Source organism: Sphingomonas sp. P3_C5 (assembly GCF_056402635.1).
Window position 1 is genome coordinate 111188 of record NZ_JBFUHA010000003.1, and the last position, 15042, is coordinate 126229.

General features: G+C 65.0%; 15 protein-coding genes. 12 read left to right on the top strand and 3 right to left on the bottom strand.

The genetic code is table 11. From position 1 onward, the window contains the following. The first annotated feature begins 12 nt into the window (after positions 1–12). From AC1DVS_RS09355 to AC1DVS_RS09390, 8 genes are all read left to right on the top strand, one after another. Entirely contained in the window at positions 13–381 is a 369-nt protein-coding gene (locus AC1DVS_RS09355; protein ID WP_478022316.1) for a BlaI/MecI/CopY family transcriptional regulator, read from the top strand. Beyond that, positions 378–1979 (top strand): M56 family metallopeptidase, encoded by a 1602-nt coding sequence (locus AC1DVS_RS09360; protein ID WP_478022318.1) that lies wholly within the window; start codon positions 378–380, stop codon positions 1977–1979. The genes AC1DVS_RS09355 and AC1DVS_RS09360 overlap by 4 nt, the downstream gene beginning before the upstream one ends. 123 nt (positions 1980–2102) lie before the next feature. Continuing rightward, a complete protein-coding gene (locus AC1DVS_RS09365) occupies positions 2103–2969 on the top strand; it encodes an MBL fold metallo-hydrolase (RefSeq protein WP_478022320.1) in 867 nt (288 codons plus the stop codon). Then, positions 2969–3652 (top strand): DUF4230 domain-containing protein, encoded by a 684-nt coding sequence (locus tag AC1DVS_RS09370; protein WP_478023012.1) that lies wholly within the window; start codon positions 2969–2971, stop codon positions 3650–3652. Before AC1DVS_RS09365 ends, AC1DVS_RS09370 begins: the two co-directional genes overlap by 1 nt. Positions 3653–3654: 2 nt before the next feature. Next, positions 3655–4665, top strand: a complete 1011-nt coding sequence (gene nadA, locus AC1DVS_RS09375; RefSeq protein WP_478022322.1) for a quinolinate synthase NadA — start codon at positions 3655–3657, stop codon at positions 4663–4665. A gap of 139 nt (positions 4666–4804) precedes the next feature. After that, complete coding sequence (locus AC1DVS_RS09380) at positions 4805–5116, top strand: hypothetical protein (protein WP_478022324.1); 312 nt, start codon at positions 4805–4807, stop codon at positions 5114–5116. 60 nt (positions 5117–5176) lie between these two features. Further along, complete coding sequence (nadC, locus tag AC1DVS_RS09385) at positions 5177–6034, top strand: carboxylating nicotinate-nucleotide diphosphorylase (RefSeq protein WP_478022326.1); 858 nt, start codon at positions 5177–5179, stop codon at positions 6032–6034. A 71-nt stretch (positions 6035–6105) separates the two neighbouring features. Continuing rightward, the gene (locus AC1DVS_RS09390; RefSeq protein WP_478022328.1) at positions 6106–6828 is read left to right on the top strand and encodes a ribonuclease T2 family protein; all 723 of its coding nucleotides are present in this window, start codon (positions 6106–6108) and stop codon (positions 6826–6828) included. A 104-nt stretch (positions 6829–6932) separates the two neighbouring features. Here AC1DVS_RS09390 and AC1DVS_RS09395 read toward each other — a convergent pair whose 3' ends face one another. Genes AC1DVS_RS09395 through AC1DVS_RS09405 form a run of 3 tightly spaced genes read right to left on the bottom strand, consistent with a single transcriptional unit; the run spans position 6933 to position 10336 of the window. Continuing rightward, the gene (locus AC1DVS_RS09395; protein WP_478022329.1) at positions 6933–7367 is read right to left on the bottom strand and encodes a DUF4112 domain-containing protein; all 435 of its coding nucleotides are present in this window, start codon (positions 7365–7367) and stop codon (positions 6933–6935) included. Positions 7368–7373: 6 nt separating this feature from the next. Continuing rightward, positions 7374–8828 (bottom strand): ABC transporter substrate-binding protein, encoded by a 1455-nt coding sequence (locus tag AC1DVS_RS09400; RefSeq protein WP_478022331.1) that lies wholly within the window; start codon positions 8826–8828, stop codon positions 7374–7376. After that, positions 8825–10336 (bottom strand): peptide ABC transporter substrate-binding protein, encoded by a 1512-nt coding sequence (locus AC1DVS_RS09405; RefSeq protein ID WP_478022333.1) that lies wholly within the window; start codon positions 10334–10336, stop codon positions 8825–8827. Before AC1DVS_RS09405 ends, AC1DVS_RS09400 begins: the two co-directional genes overlap by 4 nt. A gap of 663 nt (positions 10337–10999) precedes the next feature. On the opposite strand from AC1DVS_RS09405, the gene AC1DVS_RS09410 reads away from it, so the two are divergent. Genes AC1DVS_RS09410 through AC1DVS_RS09425 form a run of 4 tightly spaced genes read left to right on the top strand, consistent with a single transcriptional unit; the run spans position 11000 to position 14952 of the window. Next, on the top strand, positions 11000–11944 hold the full coding sequence (locus AC1DVS_RS09410; protein ID WP_478022335.1) for an SGNH/GDSL hydrolase family protein: 945 nt from the start codon (positions 11000–11002) through the stop codon (positions 11942–11944). Then, positions 11941–13188 carry a GDSL-type esterase/lipase family protein gene (locus AC1DVS_RS09415; protein WP_478022337.1) on the top strand — a complete coding sequence of 416 codons (1248 nt, stop codon included), beginning with the start codon at positions 11941–11943 and terminating at the stop codon, positions 13186–13188. The genes AC1DVS_RS09410 and AC1DVS_RS09415 overlap by 4 nt, the downstream gene beginning before the upstream one ends. A 3-nt stretch (positions 13189–13191) precedes the next feature. Beyond that, the gene (locus tag AC1DVS_RS09420; RefSeq protein WP_478022338.1) at positions 13192–14604 is read left to right on the top strand and encodes an MBOAT family O-acyltransferase; all 1413 of its coding nucleotides are present in this window, start codon (positions 13192–13194) and stop codon (positions 14602–14604) included. A gap of 9 nt (positions 14605–14613) precedes the next feature. After that, entirely contained in the window at positions 14614–14952 is a 339-nt protein-coding gene (locus tag AC1DVS_RS09425; protein ID WP_478022340.1) for a hypothetical protein, read from the top strand. The last annotated feature ends 90 nt before the right edge of the window (positions 14953–15042 follow it).

Consider the following 15042-nt stretch of genomic DNA (forward strand, 5'->3'; position numbering starts at 1 on the left):
CGGGAGCAGATTGTGGCCGAACGAATCAGCGATGCCGAACATGCCGTGATGGAAGTGCTGTGGGACGAAGCCCCGCTCAGCGCCACCGACGTCGCCGAGCGGATCCCGCCCGGGCGCGACTGGTCGGCCAATACGGTCAAGACATTGCTCGGCCGGTTGCTCGCCAAGAATATCATCGGACATGAGGAAGATGGCCGCCGCTATCTCTATCGGCCGCTGGTTGCGCGCGATGATTATGTCGAGGGCGAATCGCGGCGGCTGATGGACCGGTTGTTCGGCGGCAAGCTCACGCCGCTGGTCGCGCATCTCGCCGAGCGCGATGCGCTCAGCAATGAAGATATCGCCGAGATCGAGGCTTTGCTCAAAGGCCTCAAATCATGAGCGCCGCGGGCTTTATCCCATGGGCGATCGAGGCGCTGATCGCCTCAACCGTCCTGATGGTCGCGGTACTCTGCCTGCGCGGCGTGGTTCGCCGCAGCTTCGGACCCGACATCGCCTATGCACTGTGGGCGCTGCCAGCGCTCCGCATGTTGCTGCCCCCGCTTCCCCAGTCCTGGCGCGAGATCGCAGTCGCGCCGGTGGTCCGCGCGAGCGAGCAGATCACGATCTACGTGATCGAACCGCTCGGCGGGGATGTCGCCGCACCTGCCGTCCAACATCCCTCGCTTGGCCCGATCCTGGTCTCGCTCTGGGTGGTGGGGGCGGCGGCATTTATCGGCTGGCACAGCTTCGTTCATGCCCGCTTCTGCCGCCGGATGCTCGACCAGACGGCGCGCGAGGCGAGGATCGAGGGCGGGGTGCGGCTGATCGAGACCAGCGCCGCATCGGGGCCGCTCGCCTTCGGGATATGGCGCCGCTACGTCGCTTTCCCACGCGATTTCAGCGAGCGCTATGATGCCGATGAGCGCAACCTCGCGCTGGCGCATGAGCTTGGTCATCATGCGCGGGGCGATCTGATCGCCAACTGGATCGCGCTGGTCGTGCTCGCGCTGCACTGGTTCAATCCGATCGCCTGGCGTGCCTTCCGCGCTTTCCGCGCTGACCAGGAAATCGCCAACGATGCCCGCGTCCTGGCCGGGCAGAACCCGATGCTGCGACACACCTATGCCTGCGCGATCGTCAAGGCGGCGCATGGTGGCGCTGTGTCGGCCGCCTGCCACCTCCACACCATAGAAGATCTGAAGGGGAGACTGAGAATGCTGACCACCAACAAGACATCTCGCCTGCGGCTGTTCAGCGGCAGCGCTGCGCTTGCCCTGCTGACCGTTGGCGGGCTTGCCGCCACCGCTTCTGGAACCCAGGCGGCCGAGCGCGTCCGCTCGAGCGTCCAGACTGTGACGGGGGTGGATATCGCCTCGCTCGATCACCTCGCCTTGCCGGTGGCTGTCGCCGCCGCGGCGCCCGTTGCGGCGGTAGCGCCGATGGCCGCGCCAGTGCCGGTTGCCCCCAGGGTGCAGGCCGAGGCGCCACCGGCCCCGCCCGCGCCGCCTGAGGCAATGGCGCCGCTGCCGCCGATCGGTCCCGATGTGGATAGCGACATCACCGCCGTATCGGCCGACGGCAAGGTGGCGCATCGCAGGGTCGTCCGGATCATTCATCGCGACAGGGACGGCAAGGTCACCAACGAGGATTTCGAAGGGGTGCCACCGATTCCCGAGGTTCCCGAGATCAGCTCGAAGAATTGCCCCGGTGACGGCGAGCGCCATCAGATGGTGCTCAACGAGAAACGGCACGGCAAGCGGGTGATCATCATCTGCACCAACCGGATCGAGCGGGTAGCGCGCGAGGGTGCGGCGATGGCCGCGAACGCCAAGGATATCGAGCGCAACGCCTATCGTTCGGCGCTGGCCGGCTTGCGTAGCGCTCAGGAGCGCATGCGGTCCGATACGAGGATGGGCGAGGAAGCGCGCAAGGAGGCTGTCCTGGCGATCGACCAGTCGATCAAGGAGCTCGAACAGGATCTCGCCAAGGTGAACTGACGTATCATAGCCCCTCCACTTCCGCGGAGGGGTTAGGGGTGGGGGAGTCACTCGGACCGTAATTGGGTCCCCCACCCCAACGCTTCTCTTGCCTTTAACGGTCCGAGCCGCCATCTGCCCCGCATGAGCGAGCAACTACCCGGCGTGGCTGAGCAGCTCGAACCGCTTGTCGCGCGCATCCTCGCGCCCAATCCTTCGGCCTTCACCAATACCGGGACGCAGACCCATCTTGTCGGGACGACTGACCTGGCGGTGATCGACCCCGGGCCCGACGATATCCGCCATGTCGGAGCGCTGCTGCGGGCGATCGGCGATCGGCCGGTCACCGCGATCATCATTACCCATACCCACCGCGACCACAGCCCCGCCTCGCGCGCGCTGAAGGCGGCGACCGGTGCGCCGATTGTCGGCTGCAACGCGCTTGCGCTCGAGGATCTCGGACCACGCGCCGATGCTTCGTTCGATGGTGATTATGTGCCGGATCGGGTGCTCGCCGATGGCGAGTCGGTTTCGGGCGATGGTTGGACGCTCACCGCGGTCGCGACACCGGGCCACACCTCAAACCATCTGTGTTTCGCGTTGCCTGAGGCGAATGCGCTATTCTCAGGCGATCATGTGATGGGCTGGTCGACGACCATCGTCTCCCCGCCGGATGGCGATATGGCTGCTTATATGGCGAGCCTCGACAAGCTGATGCAGCGCGACGATCGCATCTATTATCCGGCGCATGGCGATCCGGTCGAAAATCCGCGCCGGCTGGTGCGCGGCATGATGGGGCATCGCAAGCAGCGCGAAGGGCAGATCCTGCGGTTGCTGCGCGATGCGCCGCGCCCGATTCCGGTGATGGTCACGGCGATGTATGTCGGCATCGATCCGCGGCTTTTCCCTGCTGCCGAGCGATCGGTGCTTGCCCATCTGATCGATCTGCGCGACCGGGGAATGGTCATCGCACTGGGGGACGCCCTGCGCGACGACTGGAGGATCCTGTGATGCGCTTCCTCGGCAAGTTCGCCGGCGCGCTTGCGTTGATCGCCCTGTTCATCGCGGGCGGCTTCTGGGCGCTCGGCTATTATGTCAGCGGCAAGATGAAGAGCCCCGATCCAGTGACGATCGCCAGCGCGAGCCTGCAAGGACTGCGCGAGCAGAACCGGCTCTCGGCCTTTGCGGCGCGGTTCGTTTCAGTCACCACCTCGACTCAGTCGCAATTCGGGCTGAGCACGAAGAAGACGCTGATCATGCCGGGGATGGTCAATTATGAGGTCGATCTCGGCAAGCTGCAGCAGAAGGACGTGACGTGGGATGCGGGTACGCGCACGCTCGGCGTGACGCTGCCGCCGATCGAGGTGTCGCAACCGCAGATCGACCTGACCCAGATGCGCGAATATGGCGATAGCGGGATACTCTCGACCTTCACTGACGCCGATGCGAAGCTCCAGCAGGCCAATCGCAGCGCCGGACAGCGGGAGCTTGTCCGCCAGGCGCACGAACCGATGCCGATGAATCTCGCCCGCGACGCGACCCGCCGGGCGGTTGAACGCAGCTTCGCGATGCCGCTGACGGCGGCAGGAATGGACGTGACAGTGAAGGTGCGCTTCGCCGACGAGCCGAAGGACAATAATGCGGTATGGGATACGTCCCGCTCGCTCGACCAGGTATTGGGAAACAGGAAGTAATCATGGACGCACGCAACGGCATTGGCGGCACGCTCACCGGCCTCGATCTGCGGGCCGAGATCGATCGGCTGCGCAAGGAACGCAACGCAGTCATCCTCGCGCATTATTATCAGAAGCCCGAGATCCAGGACCTTGCCGATTTCGTCGGCGACAGCCTCGACTTGAGCCGCAAGGCGCAGGCGACCGACGCCGATGTCATCGCCTTTTGCGGCGTGCGCTTCATGGCCGAGACGGCGAAGATCCTGAGCCCCGACAAGATCGTCGTGCTGCCCGACATGAATGCCGGGTGCAGCCTGGAGGACAGCTGTCCACCGGACCAGTTCGCCGCTTTCCGCGAAGCGCATCCCGATCACATCGCGCTGACCTATATCAACTGCTCGACCGAGGTGAAGGCGCTGAGCGACGTGATCGTCACCAGCTCCTCGGCCGAGAAGATCCTGAGCCAGATCCCGCTCGACCAGAAGATCATCTTCGGGCCAGACAAGAATCTGGGCGGCTATCTCGCGCGCAAGACCGGGCGCGAGATGCTGCTCTGGCCGGGCGTGTGCATCGTCCATGAGGCGTTCAGCGAGACCGAGCTGCTGAAGCTCCAGCTGCAATATCCGGGCGCGCCGATCGCGGCGCATCCCGAATGCCCGCCCTATATCCTCGACCATGCCGATTATGTGGGATCGACCAGCGGCATCCTGGCTTTCGCCGACACGATGCCCGGCGACACGCTGATCGTTGCCACCGAACCGCACATCATCCACCAGATGCGCAAAGCCGCGCCCACGAAGAATTTCATCGGCGCGCCCGGTGCTGACGGCAACTGCAACTGCAATATCTGCCCTTACATGGCGCTCAACACGATGGAGAAGCTCTACATCGCGCTGCGCGACCTGAAGCCGCGCATCGAGATCGAGGAAGGGCTGCGGCTCAAGGCCAAGAAGAGTCTCGATGCGATGATGGCGATGGCGTCGGGCACGGTGGGGATGGGCGATCTCGGGCCGCTCAAGGTGACCGGGGATTGATCGGCAGTCGATCTTTCCCGGGCAATATCGGGTGGGGATCGGTGCGGTCGCCCAGGCCTTATAATACCCGGACCTATATTCGCGGTTGTTGATATCGCTCGTTACTGTCAGCCTCCATCGGACAAGGATGGAGGTTGGGATGCTGCTGGGGTTATTACTGCTCATGGGCGGCGCTGACTTGCCGCCTGTCGGTGCTGATCACAGCGCTGAAATCGCACGCCAATGTGCCGGCGAATCCCCGAACGACAAAGCCGCGCAGGAGCTCTGCAAGGCGAATGGTACCCAGGGCGTCGTCCGATTCGAAAAGGCGCGCAAGGCGCTTGGCGACAAGATCGAGGACGAGCTGGGCAGCTGCATGTATGTCTGGACGACCGATGACCTGCCCGACTGGAGCATGATCGGCAAATGCGCCAAGGTGCATGCCGATTCTTATCACGTTACCATTCCCTGATCGGGTTGCTGGCGCGCTTTGGTCGTGCAAAAGCGCGTTCGATCGGGAGTCGTCGAGCCTATGCCCAGCCAGAATTTCGCGCTCGAGAATTTTGATCTCGAGGCCTTTGTCGCCGCCACGCTTGCCGAGGACCTCGGCGACGCGGGGGATATCACCTCGACAGCCGTCATTCCGGCGGACGCCCGTTTCACCGGGGTGATGGACAGCCGCGATGCGATCGTGGTCGCGGGGTTGCCGATTGCCGAAGCGTTCTTCCGGGCGCTCGATCCGGAAGTGCGGATCGAGCGGTTGGTCGAGGATGGCGGACGGGTTGCGGCCGGAACCGACCTGATGCGGCTGGAGGGCAGCGCGCGGGCCATGCTCACGGCTGAACGCTCAGCGCTCAACACAATACAGCATCTGTCGGGGATCGCGACGCTTGCCCGGACTTATGCCGACAAGCTCCTCGGCACGGGCGCGACCCTGCTCGACACGCGCAAGACGCTTCCGGGCCTTCGCGTGCTGGAGAAATATGCGACGCGGATGGGCGGGGCGACCAATCATCGCATGGGGCTGTGGGATGCGGCGATGATCAAGGACAATCATGTCGCGGTCGCCGGCGACATCGGCGAGGCGGTGCGCCGCGCCAAACAGGCCGGGATTGCGCAGATCATCGTCGAAGTGGATTCGACTGACCAGATCGAGCCGGCACTGGCGGCGGGGGCGACTCATCTGCTGCTCGACAATATGGATCCGCCGATGCTGCGCGGTGCGGTAACGCTGGTCGGCGGGCGCGTGCCGACGGAGGCGTCCGGTGGCGTCCGGCTCGAGACGATCCGCGCAATTGCCGAGACCGGCGTGACCTATATCAGCGTCGGTAGGCTTACCCAGTCCGCGCCGGCCGCCGATATCGGGCTGGATTTCTCCGCGGCGAAATGACAGGGCTTGCGTGAGAACAAAAAGGGAATAAAACGCCCCTGAAAGACTCGGACATCGTCGAAGGGGCAGGCATGAAAAATGCGAAACTTGTTGGGGCGCTGCTGCTGGCCGTGCCCGGCATTGCGCAGGCGCAGACCTATAAATGCGATATCCCCGGCAATGTGCCGCGTCCGCATATTGAAGAGGCCACGGCGAGCGAGCCACAACGTGTTCTTCCCATCGGCGGCTACACGCTGGCTGTCACCTGGGCCCCGCAATATTGCCACACCAATGCGCGCAAGCCGTTCGCGAAGCTGGAATGCGGCAGCGGCAACCGTTTCGGTTTCACGCTGCATGGCCTGTGGCCGGACGGAGTGGGCAAGGAATGGCCGCAATATTGCACCTCGGCGGCATTGCTGCCGCAGCCGCTGATCAAGCAGCATCTCTGCTCGACGCCGTCGGCGCAGCTGCTCCAGCATGAATGGGCCAAGCACGGCACCTGCATGGGCACGACGCCGGCCGCGTATTTCGGCCGCTCGACCGGACTCTATGCGAAGCTGCGCTATCCGGACATGGACGCGCTTTCGCGCAAGCCGCTGACCGCGAGCGGCTTCGCCGCGGCGATGTCGGCTGCCAATCCCGGGCTGCCCGCCAATGCGATCCGGGTGACGGCGAACAAGCAGGGCTGGCTCGATGAACTCTGGCTCTGCCTCGACAAGAAATTCGCCTATGCGCGGTGCGCCGCGGGGTCGGGCGGGCTCGACGGGAAGGCGTCGGTGAAGATCTGGCGTGGGCCGCGCTTGACGAAATCTTGATTCAGAACGCCGTTTTCCGTCACCCCGGACCGGAACAAGTCCGGCATGACGGAAGGGGCCGACGCACCGCGCATCTTGCGAGGTACAGCTATCAAAGCCCCCGATCAGCGCTGGTCGATGATCGCTGACGCCGGGTGCTGCTTGTCGAGGTGGCGCTTGATGATCTTCAGGTTGCGCGTGTTCGAGCGGAAGAAGAAGTCCGGGATCGCACCGACGACCGGAACGAGCCCGAGCAGGAAATCGAGCCCGACATTGCCCGACATGCGCGCGATCTGCATTTTCGACATGCCGAGATTGCGCGCCTCCCACACGATCCAGGCGCCGAGCAGCGAACCGATCGCATCGCCGCCAAAGGGAATGAGATCCAGGATCACGTCGAGCCCGACCTTCTGGTTGGTACCCGGAATGGTGAACAGGCCCTCGAGCAGGCGCTCCATCGCCTCGATCCGCTTGCGCACGGATTCGACATCGCGGCCAGTCAGGCTGGTTACGAGCTTGTCGAGCGGATCAGGGGTGATGCGGGTCGTTTGGTTAGCCATGTTACCTCATCTGGTGTCGCCGCGCAGATGATTCAACGGGTGCCATGCCCGGGAGTTCCCCTGCCACTCGGTCAATCGCAGCGCGACGAGCGACCAGCGCAGCGGCCGGGCGATCGGAATATAGGAGATATCGGCGGCGAGCGCCGCGTCGGCTTCGGCGATATGGCGCGCGCGCGATGCCGTGTCGGGCGCCTCCCGCGCTGCCTCGAGCGCGGTTTGGGCATCGGTGCCGCAGGGCTGGCATGCGGTCGCGAGGTACCAGCGGGCGCTGTCATAGGGTGCCACGGCATCGACGAGGCGCAGATCGGCCTCATCGTTGATGGTGACCCGCACCGGCTCGATGCCGATGTTGCGCAGCCCTGTGGCGACGAAGCCGTAAAGGAGGGTCGCGCCGGGGCCCGTCGGCAGAGCGATGCGGAGGACCAGCGGCCCCTCATGGATCTTGCGCCAGGCGGCTACACGAGCAGCGGGTGTGAGGTCGCTGGGCCCGAGCGGCGTGAGCCACGACGCAGTCGCGGGCGGCGATACGGAATCGAGCTGTTCGGGGAGAAGCTGATTGGTGGCGGCCCATAAATTGGTGAAGGCGCCAGTGATCGCCTGCCGATCGATCGTGCGCGCCACGGCGGCGCGGTTATCGGGATCGCCGAGGAAACCGTCGCGGTTGGCGATGGCAAGGCCGAACAGCCCGGCGGCGGGATCGATCTTCTGGTTGGCTGGCGCGACGCCGGCGAATTTGATTAGCGGCCAGTCCGCGAAGGTGCCGCCGCTGACGAGATCCGACTTGCGCGCGACGAACCGCGCGATCGCCAACGATGCGCGCTCGCCGATCAGCTGGACATTCGCCTCGGGCCCCGGCTTGGCGCTGTCGTCGTCGGGTGAGCGATCCGGGTCGGCAGCCGGGCCGAGTATGAAGCTGTCGCGCGCGGTGCCGATGATCCGGAACGGGCCGCTGCCGCCCGGCGGGCGGGTTCGGAACACCGCCATTTCAGGCTGGGCGAACAGCTTGAGCAAATCGGGGCGCGGGTGTTTGAGGCGCACCTCGATGACCTCGGGCGTCATCTCGACGATCTCGTCGATCGCGCTCAGAAAGGGGAGCAGGGGGTTGCGCGATCTCGGGGCGATCTGTCGGCGCAACACCGCCACGACTTCGCCTGAGGTGACTGGCCGGCCATTGCTCCATTCAGCGTCGCGCAGGCGGAAGATATAGCTCATGCCTTTGTCGATCACCGTCCAGCGCTCGGCGATGCCGGGCTCGATCTGGCCGGATGCATCGAAGCGGACCAGGCCCTGGGATGTTGCGTTCGTCAGCAAGCGAGACGGCAGATCGACGGGCCCCAGCGAGGAGTCAGCGAGTTTGGGGGCGGCGCCGATCGCGCTGACGACCACGGCGCCCTGATCGGACCGGCGATCGCAGCCGGCCAGCGCCAGCAGCGACGCGACGATGAGTGCGGCCCATTTCACCTCTTGGTCCGGTACAGCAGGCGGCTGGGATGGATGTTCATCGGGTTATCCTGCCATCCCGCGAGGTCGGGCGCCACCAGGGACCGGCTGACATAATGATAGATCGGCAGGATGGGTGCGGCTTTGAGCATGCGCTCCTCGGCCGCCTGGAGAAGGCGCGTGCGTTGTGGCGGTGCCGCGGTATCGAGCGCCCGGGCGACCAGCTGGTCATAGGCAGGGTCGGCGAATCCCGAATAATTGACCGCGCCGGCGCCGCTCAGATGCACCGCCAGGAAATTCTCGGGCGCGGGGACATCGGCGATCCAGCCCGATCGGGCGAGCTCGAAATCCCTCAGCCGCAGCGCGGCGAAATGCAATGTCGCCTCGCTGTTGAGCAGCCGCGCCTCGACGCCGTAAGGCGCCCACATTGCGGCGAGCGCGACCGCGATCCGGCGATGGTCGCCGCCGCTGTTGAAGCGCACATCGAAGACGAGCGGATGGGCGGGGCCATAGCCGGCCTCGGCGAGCAGGCGGCGGATCGCGGCCGGCCGGTCGGGTGTGGCGAACACATCCGGATCGCGCCCGCCCAGCACCGGCGGCACCAGCCCGAGCGCGCCGCTTTCGCCGCTGCCCATCAGCCGGGTCGCGATCCAGTTGCGATCGATCGCCATCGAGAGAGCGCGGCGCAGGCGGGCGTTATCGAACGGCGGTTTGCGGGTGTTGAAGGCGAGATAATAGGTGCCGGCATAGGGCGCGACCCGGACCGCGCCGGGGAGATGCGCCCGTGCCCATTCGAGCCGGGCGGGCGGGATGTCGCTTACCGTATCAGCTTCATGGGCACGAAAGCGGCGGAGTGCGGCGAGCTTGTCCTCGGCGGCCTGCCAGACGATCAGCGGTGTCGGCGCGGGGGGATCGTGCCACGCGGGGTTGCGCGCGAGCGTCAGCCGGTCGCCGAGCCGCCAGCCGGTGAGCCGATAGGCGCCCGAGGTGACGAGCGGGCGGTCGCTGGTCCAGCGGTCTCCGGCGGCGGCGATGCGATGCATCGGCAGGGCGGCGAGCGCGGGCTGGGCGAGCAGGTCGGCGAGCCAGGGGAGGGGGCGGCGCAGGGTGATAAGGACTGTGTTCGGGCTTTCGGCGGCGATGCTCTCGATGCCCTCGAACAGCTTTGCATTGGGTGCCTTCGTCATTGGATCGCGGAGGCGGGCAAATCCCTGCACAAAGGTCTGCGCACTGATCGGTGTTCCGTCCGAAAAACGCAGCCCCGGTTTCAGCGCGGCGCGACAGGCTAGCCCGGCTGTGTTGCATGCCATCTTGCTGGCGAGGCCGAGCTCGACCCGGCCGTCGCCGCGGTGCCGGGTCAATCCCTCGAACTGGTCTTCCGCGACGCGGAGCGAGGTGAGATCAGAGATCTTCTGCGGATCGAGGGCCTTCACCTCGTCGTCGGACAGGCGAACGAGGCCCTGATGCGGGGCTCGTCGATGAGAACCGCAGCCCGTGAGCAGCAGCGCGAGGAGCGCGGTGCGGATCATGGCGGGACGAGCTGGAAGGGGCATGCGGAAGGTCACCACGCGGTTCCTATCGCCTTGTCGCTGAGGCCGCCACTGTCGGCCGAATGGCGGGGCGGGCGGCGTGTTGGATAATTTCGGTAGACTGTATGGACGGTACGCGCCCCTCTCGTTCCGGGCCACGGCTTTGCAGCGCGCTCTTCCGCTTATTGGGCTGGGAGCCCTGTGGATAATGCCTGAATCCCCGAATTCGCGCTGATGAAGAACAGGTCTGGGCACCGGGAATCGTCAGGCTTGTCTGACCATATTCCATATCATCGCACCATTATTGCGAAAGAACATTTTACAGGTCTCGATACATGTTCTTTCGTCATTTACTGCTAAATCTATACTTCCCAATTCACCTATATATTCGGAATATATGCTAAAATTGAAATATAGCGTACGAATGTGTATTTGTGTAAAAGTATAAATAGGAATTCTGTTTTAGCAAAAAGCCGTACAAAACCGTATTTTCCCCGTAAAATTCATCAAATCGCATATTTACTCTCGACAGACTCGGCAAGGAGCGCGCATCCATCAGAACAGAGATAAACAAGAGCCGCCGAAGAAAGTACAAACACCGTGTCGTCCGATCCATCGCAAGTGCCTGTCGCCTCCGAAGCACGAAATGAACTGCTCCCGATCATGGATACCGCGGCGGATCGCGGGATCGAACGGAGTCCGTTGCGCCTGATACTCGATCGAACCGCCGTGCTGCTGCTCGGCACGGTCGTCGGCGGAGCGATCGGCCTGGCATTCCAGGCGAACCCCGGCACATCCGCTGGCGCAGCTTCGGTGCCGGTGCCAACACTGTCCGGCTCGGCACAGGCCCCGAGCGTGGGTGAGGCCGCGATGATGCGGCAATATGCCGGGCCATTCGGCCAGCTCGAAAAGACGATCGCTGCCGGCGGCCGGGTTCGCGTCGGCGTGTTCGGCGACAGTTTCGGCGACGGTGTGTGGTGGGGCATGGCGCATCAGCTGCCGAGCAAGGCCGGCTATGATGTCGTCAAGTTCAGCCAGCCGGCGACCGGCTTTACGCGGTATAAGAGCCTGAACCTCGAGAGCCATGCCGCTGAGCAGCTCGGCACCGCGCCGCTCGACATCGCGATCATCTCCTTCGGCGCCAATGACGCGCAGGGGATCATCACGCCCGAGGGCAAATATGCCAAGTTCATGGGGCCGCTCTGGCAGCAGGAAGTGGGCGGACGGATCGACCGCTACGTCGCGCTGATGCGGAGCCACCATGCCATGGTTTATTGGGTCGGGCTGCCGCGCATGGGCAAGGAATCACTCGACAGCGATGTGACTGCGATCAACAATTTCTATGCGGAGCGGGTGACGAAGCTCGGCGTGCCGTTCATCGACACGCGACCGATCGCCTCGGATGCGCACGGCCAGTTCGCTGCCTATCTGGACGATCCGAAATCGGGCAAACGCACGCTGATCCGGGCACCCGACGGCATTCATATGTCGATGGCCGGCTATCTTTGGATCACGCACGGCCTTGCCGATCGCATCCGCAACTACACCGATGCCGCGCGAGCGGTGGCCGCGGGTGCGACGCCTGCTCCGGCGGCGACTGCGTCATGAAATACGCCGCGTTGGCGCTCGTCGCCTTTGCCGGGCCGGCAACGGCCGCGTCCTGCACCGATCCGGTCTGCAATTTCGACGCGCTCGCGCCCTATTTCGCGAAGCTGGCAGCGGCGAAGGAGGCGCCGGGGAGCCCGCCTCTGCACATCCTCCAGATCGGTGACAGCCACACCGCGGGCGATGCGATGACGGGTGCGTGGCGCGCCGTGCTTCAAGGGCGGTACGGCGGCGGTGGACGCGGAGTTCTGCCGCCCGGGCGGCCCTATGACGGTTATATCACCCACGGCGTGACCGCTTCGATGTCGCCCGGCTGGTCGATCAGCGGGACCTTCGGGAAAGCGGCGCATGAGCCCCGTGCGCCGCTTGGCCTGTCGGGCTTCAGCCTGACCTCGACGATGCGCGGCGCCGGTATGGCGTTGAACGCAGACCCGGGGATGGGCTTCGACCGTCTCACGCTTTGCGCGATCGCCGGGCCGGAGGCGGGCGGGGCAACGGTGCGGTTCGATGGCGAGGAGCAGGGCCGGCTCGATTTCACCGCACCCTCCACCGTGCCGAAATGCCTGACGATCCGTTCCGCGGCGCCGCGAAACTCAGTCGCGATCACCGCCGATGCGGCTGGCCTGACGATCACCTCCTGGGCGGTTTTCCGCGACGATGGCGGCATCGCGCTTTCCAACCTGGGCGTAGTCGGCTCGCAGCTCGCGCACTTCGCTCGTACCGACGATGCGGTGCTCGCGGAGGAGCTGAAGGCGTACAAGCCGGACCTTATCGTCCTCGCCTTCGGGACCAACGAGGGCTTCGCGCCACGTTTCGACCCTGTCGCCTATGAGGCGATCCTGCGCCTGCAGATTGCGCGGCTGCGCCGCCTGTCGGGCGACGTGCCGATGCTGATGCTCGGCGCGCCCGATGCGCTGAGCCGGCAGCCGGCGCTGCGTACCAACGCGCCGGGAGTTGCCGTGGAATGCGAGCCGACCCAATCCGGCGCTGCCGCTCGTCCTCCGCTGTTCGCGCCGCCGGCATTGGCCGCTGTGCGCAGCATCCAGCACCGCATCGCGGGCGAACTGGGGCTCGCCTGGTGGGACTGGCAGGCGGAGATGGGCGGGCCTTGCACAGCGCGGAACTGGGTCCAGCGCGACACGCCGCTGATGCGCGGCGACTATGTTCATTTCAACACCGCGGGCGGGCTGGAGATCGCACATCGACTCCAGGCCGACCTCGACCAGGGAGCCGCGCTCGCGGATTAAACGATGTTGTTTCCGACGCTCACCTTCGGCGTTTTCTTCCTCATCACCTTTGCCGCTGTCTGGTCCGCTCGCTCAAACGAATGGCGCAAGATCCTGCTGCTGGTCGCGAGCTGGATCTTTTACGGGGCGTGGGACTGGCGGTTCGTGCCGCTGTTGATTGCGTCCGCGCTGATGAATTGGGCGGTGGCGCAGGGGATCGCGAGCGAACGCTTCACCGATCGCCGCAAGGCGCTGCTGCTGTGCGGGGTGGCGATCAACCTCGTCATTCTCGGCTTCTTCAAATATTTCGATTTCTTCACTGAACAGGTCGGGGCGACGCTGGCCGCGATCGGCTTCGAGCGCGATCTGCCGGTGCTCAGGGTGATCCTGCCGATCGGCATTTCCTTCTTCACCTTCCAGGGCATCAGCTACGTCGTCGACGTCTATCGCGGGCGGGTCTTGCCGGCGCGGCTGCTCGACATATTGTTGCTGATGTCGTTCTTCCCGCACCTCGTCGCCGGGCCGATCGTTCGCGCCGCCGATCTCGTGCCGCAATTCCAGGCCCGGCCGAAGCTCGACCGATCTATGGTCTCGATGGGGCTGCTGCTGATCGTCTGGGGACTGTTCAAGAAGACAGTGATCGCGTCCGAGCTCGCGGTGACCTTCGTCGATCCGGTGTTCGCTGATCCGGCTTCGCATTCATCGCTCGACCTGGTGTTTGCGGCTTACGGCTATGCGGTGCAGATCTACTGCGATTTCTCGGCCTATACCGATATGGCGATCGGGCTGGCGGCGCTGCTCGGCTATCGCTTCCCGCGCAATTTCAACCAGCCCTATCGCGCTCAGTCGCTGCAGGAATTCTGGCGGCGCTGGCACATGACTCTGTCGCAGTGGCTGCGCGACTATCTCTATATCGAAGCGCTCGGCGGCAGCCGGTTCGGAAAGCTCGCGACCTATCGCAACCTGATGCTGACCATGTTGCTCGGCGGCCTGTGGCACGGCGCGAACTGGACTTTCGTGATCTGGGGCGGGCTTCATGGCGGGGTGCTGGCGGCGGAGCGGCTCTGGGCCGATGTTGCGCCGAAACGCTGGCCGGTGCTGCCGGCCTGGGCGAAGGTGATCCTCACCTTCCATGTCGTGGTGTTGGGCTGGATCTTCTTCCGGGCGCCGAGCTTTGCCGATGCGATGACCTATCTCGGCGGGATCGCCGACCCATTCTCAGGCCCTTCCGCCTTTACCGCCTCGCCGCTGATCGTGCTGCTCATCGGCTTCGGCCTGGCGATGCACGCGGCGCCCGAGCACTGGATGGCGGATGTCGCCGTGCGGGTCCGGCGGTTCCCGGCGCCGCTGATGGGTGTCGGCCTCGCCGCGCTGATCCTCGTCATTGATGCGATGCGCTTCGAGGGCGTCGCCCCGTTCATCTATTACCGCTTCTAGGAGGAAGGCATGTCTGCGGCACAGGAGTTTCCCGTCGATCTCCCCGGCGCGTCTGGCGACCGGGAGCCGGCGCTGGGCTGGACGGCGATCACGCTCGGCATCGCGACACTGTCGCTTGCGCTGACCAACGCCTTTTCGATCGAAAGCTGGGGCGCGGACTTGCCGCCGAGCGCGGCGATTGCGCGGGTTGTCGATGAGGCTGGCCGCTGGCGGGCGGCAACGGACCGACTTGGCCTGGGCACGCCGCGCGCGACGATGCGTCGGATCTGGACGCAAACCGAGGAGGCGCGCTGGCCGGATCAGCGGGGCGTCGAGATGGCGCAACGACAGGGCGGGGCGGCTTCCTAGGCTGAGGCCGTGTGTCGAGGCGGCCGAATTCAGGTTCCTCGCCGTATGTTTCGGTGGCGGTGCGCCTCAAGGCAATAGCGCCGAATCGGT